The sequence below is a fragment of the Granulicatella elegans ATCC 700633 genome, assembly GCF_000162475.2.
GTDB lineage: Bacteria > Bacillota > Bacilli > Lactobacillales > Aerococcaceae > Granulicatella > Granulicatella elegans.
This window is the reverse complement of record NZ_KI391971.1, coordinates 17439-34596: the sequence shown is the minus strand read 5'-3', so window position 1 is coordinate 34596 and position 17158 is coordinate 17439. Positions and strand designations below refer to the sequence as shown.

The following is a 17158-nucleotide window of genomic DNA, read 5'->3' as shown; positions in this document are numbered from 1 at the left end:
AAAATCTAATTCTTTTCCACTTGCAGGCGGTACATCTGCGCGTACATTCCGTCTTGTTCAACTAATTCAGCATGATTCCCCTGTTCAATAATCTCACCCTTATCCAACACGAAAATTTTATCCGCATGAACAATCGTAGATAAACGATGCGCAATCATAACTGTCGTACGATCCTTCGACAGAACTTCCATTGCCTGCTGAATCATTCCTTCCGTTTGCGTATCCACATGAGAAGTCGCTTCATCCAACACTAGAATCGTTGGATTAAACGCTAACGCTCGCGCAAAAGAAATCAACTGACGCTCCCCAGACGAATACTCCGCCCCTTTATCTTGAATCAGTTTATCCAACCCTTCTTCAGAACGCTCTAAAATATGTTTACCTCCGACTTGAATCAACGCATTTTCCATCATTTCAGTGGTAATTTCTGGATTCTCCATCCCAATATTACTTCCTAAAGTTCCAGCAAATAAATACGGATCTTGTAGCACAATCCCCATCTTCTCACGCACTTTACGCTGATTCGATAAAGCAATATTTTGATGATCAATCCAAATTTCTCCATCCGTTGGGTCATAAAATCTAAATAACAAATTCATAATCGTCGATTTCCCGGAACCAGTATGCCCTACAAAAGCCACTGTTTCACCTGCTTCAATCGTGAAGGAAATATTTTTCAAAACAGGAGTTTTTCCATCATAAGAGAAAGATACATTTTTAAATTCTACTTTCCCATCTTCCATGACAAAATCAGCATCTCCTGATTTCTCGATTGGTGTTTCCATTAATTCAATCACTCGGCCACCCGCTGCAAAAGCATGTTGCAATCCCGCAAAAATTTGTACTAAATTATCAATCGGATCATAGAGACGATTAATATAGTCCACAATCGCATAAATAAATCCAGCCGTTAATCCTAATGTTCCTCCTAAATATTTCACACTCAAATATAAAACGGCAAACATTAAAGTAACATTTCTTAGGAACCCGACAACACTCCAAGCTAAGAAAGACTCTACCTTTAATTCTTCAAGACCAATTCCTTTCCACTCTTGAACAATCTCTTCATACTCTTTATTCACTAGTTTTTCTTGTTGAAACACTTGAATAATAGACATTCCTTGAATGATTTCATTTAATTTCCCATTCATATTACTAAAACTCTCACGAAGAGGTCCTGTAAAAGCTCCTGCCTTTTTACTAAATACTACTTGCCATAAAAGAATAGCTGGAATGACTAATAATAAAGCAGCTCCTAATCGAATATTAAGAGAAAAAATAACAACATAAATACCAACAATAATGATAATACTATTTAAAACATTAGCAGTTGCTGCAACAAAGAAATTTTGACGAACAACTTCTGTATCATTCGTAATTTTTGACACAACTTTCCCTGCTGGTAAGGAATCAAAATAACGAATCGGCAAATGTTGAATTTTATCAAATAATTCATCTCTTAAACGTTTTGTTAAACGATTCGACATTATACTTAAGATAAAGCGTCCAAAATAAGCCGATAACGCTGAAATGAGCAATAAGCCAAAATAGACTACGGCAAATTGAGTAATCTGCCCCCAATTAATGACACCTGAATTTTCTGATGGTGTAATCACCAAATCAATAAATTGTTTTGCAACAATCGGTGCATAAACTCCTGAAGCTGAAGCGAGTAATAATAAAATAAATCCAATGAAAAAGGAACGTTTTTCATAACGAATATAGCTTAATAACCAAAAAATTGTTTTTAGCATTCTTCGCTCACCTCTCCTTCTCCTAATTCTTGTTTCAAGTATTGTTCATAATACCAACCTTTTTGTTCGAGTAATTCTTCATGAGTTCCCCTAGCAACAATCTGACCCTCTTCAAATACTAAAATGCAATCTGCATGTCGAATCGCCGATAATCGATGTGCTGTGATAATATTTGTTTGATCAAGTCTTTCTGATTTTAGATGATCCACAATTTGGTTTTCTGTTTTAGCATCAACAGCTGATAGGGCATCATCGAGTAATAAAATTTCAGAATTTCTCAGTAAGGCACGAGCAATGGATAATCTTTGTTTTTGCCCACCACTTAAAGTAATCCCTTTTTCGCCAATTATTGTTTCCAATTGTTCTGGCATACGACGAATATCTTCCGCAATGGCAGCTTGTTCTAACACATCCCACACAACTGGCTCTGTTACTTCCTTATTAGCAAGTTTCAAGTTTTCTAAAATACTTTTAGAAAATAGCACATGTTCTTGTGGCACATAAGCCATTAAAGCATCCACCGATTGACGTTTCCAATGAACCAATTCCTTTTGATTCAGTAAAACTGTTTCATGATGATAAGGATATTGATGTAAGAACTGTTTTAGGAAGGTTGTTTTCCCTGAACCTGTTTTTCCAACAATTCCAATCGTTTGTCCTTTCTTAATACTAACTGTAATATTTTTCAATGTAGGGCTTTCTTCGCCAGGATAAGTAAAGGAGAAATTTTCAAAACGAATTTCTTCGAATTGCCCTAATTCTTCCTGTCCATCTTCTTCTAAATCATCACTTGTTTCGAATAGTTCAAAAATTCTTTCAAACGAAACTTTTCCTTGTTGAATCATTACGACAATGTCTCCAATTAAATACAATGGAAAGACTAATAAACCGATATAAATTGGAAACGAAACTAAGCTCCCTAATAAAATTTTCCCTTCTTGAACAAGTCCTCCACCATAAATCAACCCAATCAACATACAAATTCCTACAACTACTTGTGCTAATGGAATAAATAACATTCCCAATTTAGCTACTGCAATATTTTTTTGAAGAGAATCTTCTGTTTTCTGCTGGAAAATTTGACTCATCCTATCTTCTTGCCCATAAGCTCGAATGACATAAGTACCATCAATCATTTCTAATACTTCTGCATTCATATCAGAAATAGCCTTTTGAGCATCCCCATACACTATTTCAATTTTATCCGTTAAACGATAGAGTGCATAGGCTAATACCGGCATTGGTAAAACGGAAATTAGGGTCAACTCCCACCAAACATTCATCACCATATTCGACAAAACGGATAAAGTAATAAAGAGTGCATTTAGAAACGCATATACTCCAAACCCTACTAAAGTCCCAATTGTCTCAAGGTCTTCGCTTGAACGAGTTACAATATCTCCGACTCTAAACTTCGTATAAAATGGTGCTTTTTTCCATAATAATTGCTTCATCGTCCCTAATCGTAAATTTGTAATATAGTCAAAACGTGCAAACCAAATCCAATACATTAATGCAGAGTCTAATACATAAACCCCTACTAATGATAGGAAAAAGAACCCTATATATCCCAAAAGTTGTGATTGCGTCAACGATTGATCCACAATCGCATTGACAATTTGTCCTAATATTTTTGCAGGAACGACTAATAAATAACTATTTAAAATCGCACTACATACAATAATGACATATCTCACCCAGTGCTTCTTAAAATAAACTCCTAAGTGTTTTACAATGACTTTCATATATCCTCCTTACTCCCACAGAGATTTGACAAAAAAAGACTAGTTCCGTATACATGTATACACAACTAGTCCCTCCACTTTTATCTATGAAAAAAAGCTAACTACCTACTACAGCAGACAGTTAGCCTCATTTCGCAAAACCAAAAATAATTAAAGTGAGTATATTAATACATTGTCATATTCTGTAAGGAGATTTTAGTTGTTTTGTTCAATTGTTGATGTTTTCCATTTAAGTTGTTCATTACAACTACCTCCTTCATATTATTTGTTAAACACTTTTGCTTAACACACTCATCGTACACCTAAATAAGATTTTTTGCAAGTGAATTTTTACACGCTTATCCCATTTAAATTTAAAAATGATACAATTCTTTCTTCTTGTGTTAATCGATTAAACGTTGGTAAGTTATCTACCTGTTTAATTTTAATCGACATTCTTTTTGCTAATGGGCTTAAGACATTACTTAAATAAACTCCAAATAATCCCGAAACTAAAATCGTTGTTGGTTTAAATTGAAACTCTGCAAACATTTCTAAAAATTCTTCTTGAATGGCTTTTGGATCAATCGTATTCATTAATTTTGTATAAGCAACGGCATCTTTATCCGCCATTTCAATGACAAATGGAATGTTTTGTTTCGAAATTTCCGAACTTACTAATTCTTGGACTCCAATTCTAACTTGCATCGAAACATTTACAGTCACTTCAATTCGTTCCATAAATTTAGCAAACTCAAACTCAGAAATTTGTAATTCAGCTGGTGTATTTGAAACATAATATTGATATTTTGGAATATCTTTTAAAGCTAACATGTTTTCTTGTTGAACATAATTTACATCTTTTGTTCGTTGATTAAACGTAAATACTGGGTAAGTTTGATAATAGTTTTTTTGTTGTTTATTCCAAACTAACTCTAATTTTTCAAGATTTCCTTCTTGTAAAACTAGGGTGAATACTTGTTCAACAAATTTTCTATTTTGATTCGTTACAGCTGTACTTTTTCCAATATTTTCTTCAGTAAAATTTAAAATATTCGGTAATACTTCAAATTTCTCAACTTCAATTCCTAATCTTTCCATTCTTTGAATCTCAGTATCATAAATAATTGATTTCTTGTCAAAACGAATTTGAATGCCTTTTGATAACCATTGTAAATCCAATTCTGATTGACGAGTTGCTCTCTCTAAACGACATTTCTTTTCAATTGTTGTTACAAATGCTAACTCTTCTTCACTTTTTAATAATTGAATCACTAAACCTTTCCTATGATTCTTCTCAAATTGAAATACGAATTTTGTTTCACCTTTTAATGTTCTAAAAACAACATGACCTTTTTTAGATGAAATCTTATTTAATTCTTGCTCTATTTGCAAGGCTAATGCATACATAGATGAAGTCATCTAATCCTTCTCTCTTTAATAAATTTCCTATTAATATTACCATAGTTTAAATGAAATATCATTGTATTTATAAAATTAATTGCATAAAAAAAGGATTAACGGTCATTCCGTCAATCCTTTTGTCTCTTAATGTCTAATAAAATTAGCCAGCAACAACTTGTGTACCGCCATCACCTTTTAATACTTCAGCGATATTTTCTAATGAAGTAATGATAGCTTTACCTTGTGGATAGTTTTCAACAAAAGCAATAGCTGCTTCAACTTTTGGTAACATTGAACCAGGTGCAAATTGATTTTCTCCAATATATTTTTTCAATTCGCTAGTTGTTACAGTTTCTAATTTTTGTTGATCTGGTTTATTGAAGTTTACATAAACATTGTCAACACCTGTTAACACGATGAATAAGTCTGCTCCAACTAATTCAGATAATGTTTGACTAGCAAAGTCTTTATCGATAACTGCTTCAACACCTGTTAAAAATTTAGTTTCTGGGTCTTCAACAACTGGGATACCTCCCCCACCTGCTGTAATTACAACAGTACCTGAAGCGATTAAGTTTTTAACTGTATTTACTTCTTTAATTCCAACTGGTTTTGGTGATGGAACTACTTTACGGTAGCCACGACCTGCATCTTCTTTAAATGTTGCACCAGTAGCTTCTGCTTGTTCTTTAGCTTCTTCTTCTGTTAAGAATGGTCCAATTGGTTTAGTTGGATTTGAGAATGCTGGGTCGTCTTTTGAGACGATTACTTGTGTTACTACTGCAGCTACATCTTTTTTAATGCCACGTGCTTGTAATTCATTTACTAATGCATTTTGTAACCAGAATCCGATTGATCCTTCTGTCATCGCAACACATGTATCTAATGGCATTGCTGGATTTTTTTCTGAGTCAGCTGCTGCTTGTTGTAATAATAAGTTACCAACTTGTGGTCCATTACCGTGAGTAACAACTAATTCATCGCCATTTTCAATGAATTGTACTAAGTATTTTGCTGTTTGAATTAATGCTTCTTGTTGAGCTTTTGCTGAAGCATCTGATGATAAAATTGCGTTACCGCCTAACGCTACTACGATTTTACGTGACATTTTTATAAACTCCTTTATGATTGAATTTCAATCTTATACTATTTTTTACCGGCTAATCGATATACTGCTTCTGCATAAATATCCATTGAACCAAATATATCTCTTAACGACATTTTTTCATTTTCCATATGGAATGTAATTGGTGAATCTGGGAATACTGCTCCATAAGCGACACAATTTTTCATTGTACGAGCAAATGTTGCGCCACCTGAAGATTGTGGTAAATGAGTTGTATCTCCAGTTTTTTCTTGATAGACAGCCATTAATGTATCGACTAGAACACTATCTAATGGTACATACAATGGTCCTAAGTAATCAAACTCTTCATATTCTAATCCAAATTCTTTTGCCTTTTCAGATAGAGTTTTGACAATTGTATCTTTATCTGCTAGTACTGGGATTCGGATATCAATACGAATTTCTGATTTTTCTGATGTAATCGTCAATCCTGCGACATTGAATGTTAAACCACCCGATGGTTCATCTTCAATTTTTCCTAAAATACTACTACCTGTAGCATCTTCTCCAACTACTTCTGAAATAAACGCTAGTGCTGAATGATCAACAACTGAGTGAAGTCCCTTAACTAAGCGAACCAATGCATTCACACCAAGTGGTGCATCTTTTGCATGTTTAGAAACTCCTAAAACAGTTACTTCATCTTCATGTGTTTCATATTCAAATTTTAATGAAGATAATTTTTCTACTACTTGAGAGAAATACTCTCCTTTATAAGATGCTTTTCCTGGAACTACATTAAAAGCATCTCCTGAATGAAAGTCTAAGACGCTGCTTCCTGGTCCATACAATTTCACTTGTAATAAACCTTTTTCAGCATATGTTAATGGGAATTCCGCATCAGGTGCAAATCCCATTGTTGCTACTTCTTCTAACTCGCCATAACGAGCTAAACAACGCCATAATGTTTCTTCATCAGTCCCAAAAATGAATCGGATACGTTTGTCAAATTCCACTCCTGCATCCATTAATGCTTTTACCGCATATAAGGCTGCCATTGAAGGGCCTTTATCATCTTGAGTTCCTCTTCCATAAAGGAAACCATCTTTTAGAACAGCTTCAAACGGTGGAGTGTCCCAATTATTCAAATCTCCTGCTGGAACAACATCCAAGTGACATAGAATTGCTAAAGACTCTTCGCCACTTCCAACTTCAGCATAAGCATAATACCCTTTAGGATCAATGTATGTACTAAAGCCAAGTTCACGACATAAAGCTAATGCATCTTCTAATGCGAATTGAATATCTCTTCCAAAAGGAGTGTCTCCTTCACCTTCATTTAGGACAGAAGGAATACGGACCAATCTTTTAATTGATTCAATACATTCTTCTTTATGTTTTTCTGTAATAAATGTGCTCATCGTATCCTCCTTAAGAATAAGAAATCCCCCCTTTAATTCGAGGGGAGTTCTTTTAAAGTTATTTTACTAATTAAATATTAATGAATGTTCCTAAGATTAATAATAGGATTGAAACGCCCATTACAATACCTACTAATTTAGCAACAAATTTCCACCAAGTTGTAATTTCGATACGTCCTAATGCTAATGCACCCATTACGATACCAGAAGTTGGTGATAGTAAGTTTAGTACCCCATTTGCTGATTGGAAAGCAGTAATTACTAATGATTGAGATACATTTACGAATTCTCCTAAAGGAGCTAAGATACCAATTGTAGCACCTGCTAAACCTGAAGAAGAAGGAATTAAGAATGATAATGGTAAGTAGAAGATGTATGTTAATACAATAAATACTTGCGCTGATAAACCTGATAATGCATTTTCACCAAAGTTCAAGATTGTAGCAGTAATCATACCATCGTTCATAATTACTTGAATACCACGAGCTAATGCACAGATTAAGGCAACACCTAATAAATCTGCAGCACCAGTCATAAATACTTGAATGAATTTTTCTTCTTTCATTCTGTAAGTAATACCTACTAATACAGCCATCATTAAGAATAACATTGTAATTTCAGGGAAGTACCATTCACCTAAAGGTAATGATTGACCAAATACTTGACCGATAAATGGAATACCAACGATAACTTCATTGATTTTTTCAAATACATGAATGTTAAATTTAGCCCATGGAATTAAGCTTAAGATCATAATAATGAATGTTAAAATAAATACTGTTAATACAGCTTTTTGTTTTCCGCTTAACTCAGCATTAGTTTGTTCAACATTGAAGTAAGTTAAATCAGCTTCACGAGTTGCATATGTGTAAGATTTAGAATGATCTTTTTCAACTTTACTTGCATAGTTATATACATAGAATGCTGAAATTGCCCACATTACAACGAAGAAGATTAAACGTAATCCAATACCTTCCGCAACACTAATACCAGCTGCATCTGAAGCAACCCCAGTTGCGAATGGGTTAACTGTTGAAGCTAAACATCCAATTTGAGAACCAACTAACACAATCGCTACCCCAGTAATTGTATCAAAACCTACAGCTAACATTACAGGAACAATTAATGGATAAAATGCCATTGTTTCTTCACCCATACCATAAGTTGTTCCACCTAACGCGAATAAGAACATTAATACTGGAATTAACGCTTTTTCACGTCCTTTATATTTACGAACGATAGAAGCAATCCCTACATCAAGTGCTCCTGTTTCAGTTACGACTCCTAAGAATCCACCTACCATTAAAATGAAGAAGGAAACTTGAATTGCACCTTCTGTTTTAATTCCAATTTCATTTGGTTGGCCTTCGTTTAATTTATGGTCACGTCCTAACATACCATAAACTGGAGCCATGACAACATCATAGAAACCTTGAGGGTTTGAATCAACTTGTTGATAAGTACCAGCGATTAAGTTACCATCTTCTGTTTTATCATATTGTCCAGCTGGAATAATCCAAGTAAATAAAGCCATAATTGCAATAATAATGAATAAAACAGTATATGAAGAAGGCATTTTAAAACCTTTTTTTTCAGCTACTTGTTCAGCCATAATAATATCCTCCATCTATCTATAAAAAAGGCCATTCTAATTCTGATTCAACATCAGAACCAGAATGGCTTTCTATGTTACTTTTTGTTATTAAACTTTGTTTACAAATAAGTTACCTGCAGTTAAAGCCATGATTGCTTTAATTGAGTGCATACGGTTTTCTGCTTGATCGAATTGACGAGCATATTTACTACGGAATACTTCATCAGTAATTTCCATTTCTTTAATGCCGAACTCTTCAGCAATTTTTTTACCGTATTCTGTTTCAGTATCATGGAATGCTGGTAAGCAGTGTAAAACGATTAAGTCTTCGTTTTCAGCTTTACGAACTAAGTCCATGTTGATTTGGTAAGGTTGTAATAAGTTTACACGTTCAGTGAATTTGTCTTCTTCACCCATTGATACCCATACGTCTGTGTATAATACGTCTGCACCTTTAACAGCTTTTTCAGCTTCGTCAGTAATTAATACACGAGCGCCGCTTTCTTTAGCATATCCTTCAGCTAAAGCAACGATTTCTGGTTCTGGGAATAATTCTTTTGGTGAGAAGATATGAACATTTACACCTAAGATTGCACCTGTTACTAATAAGCTGTTTGCAACGTTGTTACGTCCGTCACCACAGTAAACTAAAGTTAATCCTTCTAATTTACCAAAGTTTTCTTTAACAGTTAAGTAGTCAGCAATCATTTGTGTTGGATGCCATGCATCTGTTAATCCGTTCCATACAGGAACACCAGCGTATTTTGCTAAGTCTTCACAGACTTGTTGGCTGAATCCACGGAATTCGATTCCATCAAACATACGGCCTAAAACTTTAGCAGTATCTTCCACTGATTCTTTTTTACCTAATTGGATATCATTTTTACCTAAATATTCTGGGTGAGCACCTAAGTCAATTGCTGCAGTTGTGAAAGCTGCACGAGTACGAGTAGATGTTTTTTCGAATAATAAGGCAATGTTCTTACCTTCTAGGAATTTATGTGGAACACCACGTTTTTTCAAATCTTTAACGTGTGCTGAGAAATCGATTAAATATTCAATTTCTGCACGAGAAAAATCTTTTTCTTTTAAAAAGCTACGGCCTTGGAACACTTGTGTCATATTTGGAATGACTCCTTTCAAAATTGTAATTCTAAATTAATTATATTATAAAAGATTTTATTTTAAATTATAAATCTTCACGTTCGAATGGCATTGACATACAACGTGGGCCACCACGACCACGAACTAATTCACTTCCGCGAATCTTGTGTAATTTAATACCATATTGTTCAAGGATTGCGTTTGTTACAACGTTACGGTCATATACAACTACTTCCCCTGGTGCAATTGTTAATGTATTAGAACCATCGTTCCATTGTTCACGAGCGGCTTCTACAGGGTCGCCACCACCACAAGGAATTAATGTTACAGAAGGTACGCCTAATGCTTTAGCTAATACATTTTCTAATTTATCTTCAGTTAATTCAATGTTAAGCGCACCATTTTCTCCTTTTGTAATAGAGAATACTTTTAATCCGCCTTGAATTTCTGGATGGATAGTAAATTTATCATAATCAATATGTGTAAATACAGTATCTAAGTGCATGAATTTACGGTTTTCACCAATTACGAATGCTAACACTTGTTTGAAATCAGTTTCAGCAAATAATTTTTGAGCAATTTTTTCAATTGAACGAGCATCTGTACGTTGAGAAATACCTACAGCTAATACTTCTTTAGAAAGAACTAACTCATCTCCACCTTCGATACGAGTATCTTCAGTACGGTTGTAGAAGAATGGAACTTTTCCATTTCCATAAACTGGGTGATAAGTGAAAATATATTTACCGTAAATTGTTTCACGATTACGTGTATCTGCATACATGTGGTTTAATGAAACACCGTTCGCCATCGTAGCAAATGGATCACGTGTGAAGTATAAGTTTGGCATTGGATCTACTACAAATGGATAATCTGTTTCGTACATACCTGCTAAAGTTGTAGCTTCTGCTTGAACTTCAGTTTTACGGAACCCTTCCATTGTTTTTAATACCAAATCAAATGTTGGTAATGATAGTAAGTGTTCTTTAATAGCTTTTTGAGAAGCAACACTTGCTACACCTGCTTCTGATAACCATTCATCTACGAATTCTTCGCGAACGCCACCAGCATCAATTGCTTCAGCTGCTAATTGCTCTAAGTATAAAACTTCTACTCCAGCATTACGAAGAGTTTCAGCAAATGCATCATGTTCCTTTTGAGCATCTTCTAAATATGGAATATCATCGAATAATAAACGTTCTAGATAGTCTGGCATCAAATTTTCTAACTCTTTACCTGGGCGATGCAAACAAACTTTCTTTAAGCGTCCAATTTCAGAAAATACGTGAATTGGGTTTGACATAATAGCCACCATCCTAATTAAAAATTTGAACAGTTATGAATTCATAGCTTAGGAAATAGAACAATAAGTTGATCGGTCTTAATTTTTAGTACCATTTCCTTATGCACCTATCTTACAGCTAAATGAATTCGTTTTCAAGTTAGTTTTTAGTTAAAATATTTTTTATGAATTTATTCTGACATTTGAAATCAAATGATTTTTTTCACTTTTTATTTTTCATTTTCTTTCATTTTATTTTCAATGTTTTCCCTATCAATTAAGCATTAAATCAATTTTTTAAAAACGTTTTTAAATATAACTTTCACAAGAAATCATTTTCTTTTTGTGAAATATTTTTTCATGCTATTTTTTATATTTTTTATTTTTGAAAACTCTTATTTTATATAATTTATCATTAACTTTTCTAATCACTTTTTAATCTTGTTCAGTTATATTCTTCTTTTTCTTTCTATTTACCGATTTTTAATATTCATTTCTTTTATTTTCTCGGAACATTTAGAACATATGGTATAAAAAAGACGATAGCCTATTCTTCTATCGTCTTTACATTCTTAAAATTATTTTCGATCATCGATTTTTCGAATGAAACTTCCTAATAAATTCCCAACAAGAGAAATTACTCCATATACTCCTATATAAAAACTAGCTGTTTCATTGTAAAAAATAAAAATCGTTGGAATAAAAAGTACCATTACCAAAATAGAATACACTAAAGAAAACAAATATTTTATACCGTATACAATGGCACTTAAAAAACACACAAGAGGAAATAGTATCCATAACATTAACATTTTACTTTCTCGGTCGATTAAGGGTAATCCATAAAAAGTTAACGCAATGATTAGTAGATAAGCGAATTGATTTATTATTTTTTTCATATCCTTCACTCCTAGTTTTTATTGTTCTATTATAAATCATAAAAAATAGTTCTTTCAATATAATCTTATACTTCATCTCCTTCATCTTCACCAACCAAACCATTCCACACCTAAAATCATCACTAAAACTTGGGCTATCACAATAAAAGGAACAAATGCAACTCTTTCTATTCGCTCTTTTTTAATAATTAGCAGCAACCCCAATATTCCTCCACCTACTACAAATGAAAGTAATCCAATAAGTACAATTTCTTTGATGGGATACCACAAGGCAACTGTCGATAAATAATAACAATCCCCCAGTCCAAACACTTCTTCCTTCCATAGTAAATAACCTACTATATAAATCCCCCCATATAATCCCAGTGCCACCAACGTTGATAGAAAGTATAAATTCTCTAATAAGCTCAACAACCCAATTACAATATGAAGTAATCCGACTATCGCTAAGCCTTTCGGATAAATTACTTGCTCTTGTAAATCCGTTAAACTACAAAAAATTGCTAGGCTCATTAATAGCCACAGATCCAGCAATACCGTCCATTCTCCTTCATTCCAAATTCCTGTCGTGAGCATGAATATACAGCCAGATATAACTTCTACAATCCAATAACGAGGTGAAATTTTTCTCCCACAATAACGACATTCCCCTCTTAGCCAGATCCATGAAAGAACTGGAACCAAATCTTTCCAACTTAATTCATGCAAGCACTTGGTACAATGAGAATGTCCTCTTATAAAATCTTCTTCCTTTTGTAGTCTTAAAGCCACTACATTCAAAAAACTTCCGACACAAGATCCGACTATAAAACTTATAAACCACATAAAAAAACACTCCTTTCGATTTAGCTATCCGTTATAAACTCTCTACTTATAACTATGCTTTTTTTCGAAAAAAGTGTTTTTTATTTTTATTCTTTCACTAAATTTTCTTCTGTTTTTGGTTCTTCTACATACAAACCAGAATATTCTTTATACCAATCAAAAATATGACTAATAATAACTTTTAAAACAGCATAACCAGGAACTCCTAACAATAGTCCTACTAGACCAAAAATTTTACCAGTTGAAAGTAACACGACTAAAATTGTCACCGGATGCATTTGTAATGAGTTTCCTAAAATTAATGGAGAAACAATTCTTCCTTCTAATGTTTGCTCAATAACAAATACAATGAATACTTGAACAAACATCCAAGGGGAAATAACAAAACCAACAATTAACGCAGGTAAAATTCCGAAAAACGACCCCACATATGGAATGACATTTAATGCTCCTGCTAAAATCGCAATTGTCACACCATACGGTAAACCAATAATCGCATATCCAATCGAGAACATAATCGCTACCGCAATGGCTACTGTTAATTGTCCTCTAATATAAGAACTAATTTGTTGATTCATTTCCGTTAATACGATGCTCATCCGTTTACGAGAACGAGTTGGGAAAACCTGAAGTACTGCAGGTAAAATTTTCTCCCCATCTTGTAATAAGTAGAATAACAGAATTGGCATTGTAATAATTCCAATCATAAATTCTCCAACAGCTCCAACAACATTTCCAATCCCACTAAATGTAACATTCAATAAGCCATTCACTCTTGTTCCTAATGATTGTAAGAAATCCATATTAATTCCGTTTAATTGTTCTTGTACTGCTGAAAAAGTATTACTTTGTACCACACGTTCGACTTGTTGACTAATAATCTGGTAATAAATTGGTAATTGAGTCACTAATTCTCTCAACTGTTTTTCTACAATAGGAATAAAACTAAAAATAGCTGCTAATAATAAGACAATCAATAAAATAAAATTTAATAGAATTGCCACAGATTTATGAACGCCCTTTTCCACTAGAAAATCTTGAATTGGTTTAACCATATAAAATAAAATTCCCGCACCTACCATTGGAAATCCAATAATCGAGAAAAATCCTTTTAATGGAGAAAAAAGGTAAGAGATTTTAGTAAAAACAAAAATATTAATTAAAAGGAGTAAAATCACTAACAATGTATTCACTAATCGATTATTCAAAAACCATTTCCAAAACCATGTTTTTGATGAAGTTGTATGTTCGAATTCTTCCATTCAAGGCACCTCGTTTTCTAAAATTTAGCTCTAGTGTATCATATTTTCAACTAAATAAAAATTTTTGAGAAGGAATTTTTTATTTTTTTTAAGAACCGTGCTACTATATTCTCAATGATACATTAAGGAGTTGATTGATATGACTGAAAAATTCTTTCTAGGGACTTATACAAAACGTGTCAGTAAAGGAATTTATTCTGTTCAATTAGATACTGAAAAAAAACAATTCTCAAATCTAACATTAGAAGCTGAAATTGAAAATCCTACTTATTTAGCATTGAATGCTGACCATTCATTACTAGCAGCTGTTTCAAAGGAAGAAACTGGTGGAATAACGGTATTCAACACACAAGTTGCAGAGACTCTCACAAAAGTTTCTCACTTTCATGATACAAAAGCTGTTCCATGTTATATTGCATTTAATAAGGAATCCAATCATCTTTTAGCTGCTAATTATCATGAAGGACATGTTTCTTCTTACAAATTTGACGCAGCAGTAACATTAACCGATCGCGTCATTCATCCTTCTCTTGAAGATAAGCAACCGCATGTTCATTATACGGACTATACACCTGATGAAAAATGGATTGTGGTCTGTGATTTAGGTAGTGATATTGTAGTTACTTATCAACAAAACGGAGAAAAACTTCAACGTGTTTCTACATATAATAGTAGAAAAGGAGCTGGGCCTCGTCATTTAGCTTTCCACCCTACTCTGCCCATTGCTTATTTAATTTGTGAATTGAATGCTAGTATTGAAGTATTAGCGTATGACGCTATAAATGGAAGCTTTACTTTTATTGAACAGCACTTATTAACAACATCGGAACAACAAGCATGGGGTGGAGCTATTCATCTGACAAAAAATGGGAAATTCCTATACGCTAGTAATCGTGGTTATGATCGTATTTATGTTTTCCAAGCGCACGAAGAAACAGGCTCGCTAACTTTCGTAGCTGATTATGATACTTTTGGAAGTGTACCGCGTGATTTCCATTTAAGTAAGGATGAACGCTTTATCGTCATTGGACATCAAGAATCCGACAACTTAACACTATATGAACGTAATATTGAAACGGGAACATTATCCCTTTGTCAAAAAGACTTCTTCGCACCAGAAGTAGTTTGCGTCATTCCGTTTTAGACAAAAATATAACTCCCCTGAAAACCTCAGGGGAGTTTCTTGTAAAATTGTTCATAAATTACTGATTATAAGTTAACTGTTGCTTCACCAATTTTAGAAGATGCTGATGCATCTCCTGTTGTAATTGATAAGTTTGCAATTTTATCCATATTTGTTAAAGCTACAATCATAGGAGTATCTTTACCTGCTGCTTTTACCGCTTCTAAATCTACAGTAGAAATCACGGTATTTTGATCTACACGTTGCCCCACAGTTACAACTGTATCAAAAGGAGCCCCTTGTAATTCAACAGTATCAATTCCCATATGCAGTAACACTTCTACGTCATTATCTGTTTTAATTCCTACAGCATGTTTTGTTGGAAAAACATTAATTACTTCCCCAACTACAGGTGAAGTAATCACTCCAAAAGTTGGTAATACGGCATAACCGTCTCCCATGAATTTTTGAGAAAATACTGGGTCATTAATTTCTGTGATTGCTACTACTTCTCCTTCAGCAACTGCAAATAATTCTAATTCAGGGGTTACTTCTTTTTTTGCTTTCTTTTTGAAAAATCCGAACATCTAATCATCCTTTCTATTTATTTACCGCTAGTATAACATATTTCTGAATTTTTTTTGAATAAAAACGCTATTCCTTTTATATTTTTTTAGATTTTTATAGAAATTTTACTCGTAAACCTTTATACTTACATTCAGACATAATAAAGGAGTGATATTTTGATTACAATTATTGAAATCATTAAAACAATAATTCTTGGAGTTATTGAAGGAGTAACAGAATGGTTACCGATTAGTAGTACAGGACATTTAATTTTAGCGAATGAAATTTTACAATTGGACGTTAGTTCGAAGTTTCAAGATATGTTTAATGTAGTCATCCAACTTGGCGCTATTTTTGCCGTTGTGATTTTATACTTTAACAAATTAAATCCATTTGAAGGTAAAAAAACTCGCAAAGAATTTTTAGCGACAATTGAACTATGGAAAAAAGTGATTATCGGTTGTATTCCTGCTATCGTTGGTGGATTATTATTAAATGACTTTATGGATGAATACTTTAATAAAGCAATTGTCATTGCAACAACTTTAATTGTTTACGGGATTGCATTTATCGTCATCGAGCGTCGTCATAAAACAGTTGAACCTCGTATTCATTCATTTGAAGAACTAGATTATGTAACAGCGATTAAAATTGGTTTATTCCAAACTCTAGCTTTAATTCCAGGAACTTCTCGTTCAGGTTCTACCATCTTAGGGGGATTATTAGTAGGAACAAATCGTTTTGTTGCGACAGAATTTTCTTTCTTCATGAGTATTCCAATTATGTTTGGAGCTAGTGGACTTAAATTATTAAAATTTGGATTCCACTATACAAGTGCAGAATTGATTATTTTATTAGTGGGATCAGTAGTTTCTTTCTTCGTTTCACTAATTGTTATCAAATTCTTATTAAGCTATTTAAAACGAAACGACTTCCAAGCATTTGGTTGGTATCGTATTATTCTTGGGATTATCGTATTAGCTAGTTCGTTTTTCCTTAAATAACAGTCGAAAAGTCATTTTATTGTAGTATTAGGACGTCAGTAGCTTCGCTTTGCGAATCTCTTGGCTAGAAATCGAGCCTTAGTCTCGATTTCCCCTGTAATAGAAGCTCTCGCTTCTATTACTCATACT

General features: G+C 33.4%; 14 protein-coding genes. 2 read left to right on the top strand and 12 right to left on the bottom strand.

Annotated elements, in window-relative coordinates; genetic code table 11:
- Positions 1-5: 5 nt before the first annotated feature.
- From HMPREF0446_RS00170 to HMPREF0446_RS00120, 11 genes are all read right to left on the bottom strand, one after another.
- Entirely contained in the window at positions 6-1754 is a 1749-nt protein-coding gene (locus HMPREF0446_RS00170) for an ABC transporter ATP-binding protein (protein WP_006703788.1), read from the bottom strand.
- On the bottom strand, positions 1748-3499 hold the full coding sequence (locus HMPREF0446_RS00165; protein ID WP_006703789.1) for an ABC transporter ATP-binding protein: 1752 nt from the start codon (positions 3497-3499) through the stop codon (positions 1748-1750). Before HMPREF0446_RS00165 ends, HMPREF0446_RS00170 begins: the two co-directional genes overlap by 7 nt.
- Positions 3500-3829: 330 nt before the next feature.
- The gene (locus HMPREF0446_RS00160; protein ID WP_006703790.1) at positions 3830-4900 is read right to left on the bottom strand and encodes a DUF6930 domain-containing protein; all 1071 of its coding nucleotides are present in this window, start codon (positions 4898-4900) and stop codon (positions 3830-3832) included.
- Between the two features lie 142 nt (positions 4901-5042).
- Positions 5043-5990 carry a carbamate kinase gene (gene arcC, locus HMPREF0446_RS00155; protein ID WP_006703791.1) on the bottom strand — a complete coding sequence of 316 codons (948 nt, stop codon included), beginning with the start codon at positions 5988-5990 and terminating at the stop codon, positions 5043-5045.
- Between the two features lie 38 nt (positions 5991-6028).
- Positions 6029-7369, bottom strand: coding sequence for a M20 family metallopeptidase (locus HMPREF0446_RS00150; RefSeq protein ID WP_006703792.1), 1341 nt, complete (start codon positions 7367-7369; stop codon positions 6029-6031).
- Between the two features lie 70 nt (positions 7370-7439).
- Positions 7440-8981: a YfcC family protein gene (locus HMPREF0446_RS00145; protein WP_006703793.1), complete on the bottom strand. Its 1542-nt coding sequence runs from the start codon at positions 8979-8981 to the stop codon at positions 7440-7442.
- Positions 8982-9071: 90 nt separating this feature from the next.
- The gene (gene argF, locus HMPREF0446_RS00140; protein WP_006703794.1) at positions 9072-10085 is read right to left on the bottom strand and encodes an ornithine carbamoyltransferase; all 1014 of its coding nucleotides are present in this window, start codon (positions 10083-10085) and stop codon (positions 9072-9074) included.
- Between the two features lie 67 nt (positions 10086-10152).
- Positions 10153-11370 carry an arginine deiminase gene (gene arcA / locus HMPREF0446_RS00135; RefSeq protein WP_006703795.1) on the bottom strand — a complete coding sequence of 406 codons (1218 nt, stop codon included), beginning with the start codon at positions 11368-11370 and terminating at the stop codon, positions 10153-10155.
- A gap of 557 nt (positions 11371-11927) precedes the next feature.
- Positions 11928-12248, bottom strand: a complete 321-nt coding sequence (locus HMPREF0446_RS00130; RefSeq protein ID WP_020991215.1) for a hypothetical protein — start codon at positions 12246-12248, stop codon at positions 11928-11930.
- Between the two features lie 87 nt (positions 12249-12335).
- Positions 12336-13073 (bottom strand): prepilin peptidase, encoded by a 738-nt coding sequence (locus HMPREF0446_RS00125; protein ID WP_006703797.1) that lies wholly within the window; start codon positions 13071-13073, stop codon positions 12336-12338.
- Positions 13074-13159: 86 nt separating this feature from the next.
- Positions 13160-14335: an AI-2E family transporter gene (locus tag HMPREF0446_RS00120; RefSeq protein WP_006703798.1), complete on the bottom strand. Its 1176-nt coding sequence runs from the start codon at positions 14333-14335 to the stop codon at positions 13160-13162.
- A gap of 139 nt (positions 14336-14474) precedes the next feature.
- Here HMPREF0446_RS00120 and HMPREF0446_RS00115 point away from each other — a divergent pair, with 139 nt between their 5' ends.
- Positions 14475-15479: a lactonase family protein gene (locus tag HMPREF0446_RS00115; RefSeq protein WP_006703799.1), complete on the top strand. Its 1005-nt coding sequence runs from the start codon at positions 14475-14477 to the stop codon at positions 15477-15479.
- Between the two features lie 65 nt (positions 15480-15544).
- Here the strand turns inward: HMPREF0446_RS00115 and HMPREF0446_RS00110 are convergent, their stop codons facing one another.
- Entirely contained in the window at positions 15545-16045 is a 501-nt protein-coding gene (locus HMPREF0446_RS00110; protein WP_006703800.1) for a PTS sugar transporter subunit IIA, read from the bottom strand.
- 159 nt (positions 16046-16204) lie between these two features.
- Here HMPREF0446_RS00110 and HMPREF0446_RS00105 point away from each other — a divergent pair, with 159 nt between their 5' ends.
- Positions 16205-17029 (top strand): undecaprenyl-diphosphate phosphatase, encoded by an 825-nt coding sequence (locus HMPREF0446_RS00105; RefSeq protein WP_244875067.1) that lies wholly within the window; start codon positions 16205-16207, stop codon positions 17027-17029.
- Positions 17030-17158 lie beyond the last annotated feature (129 nt).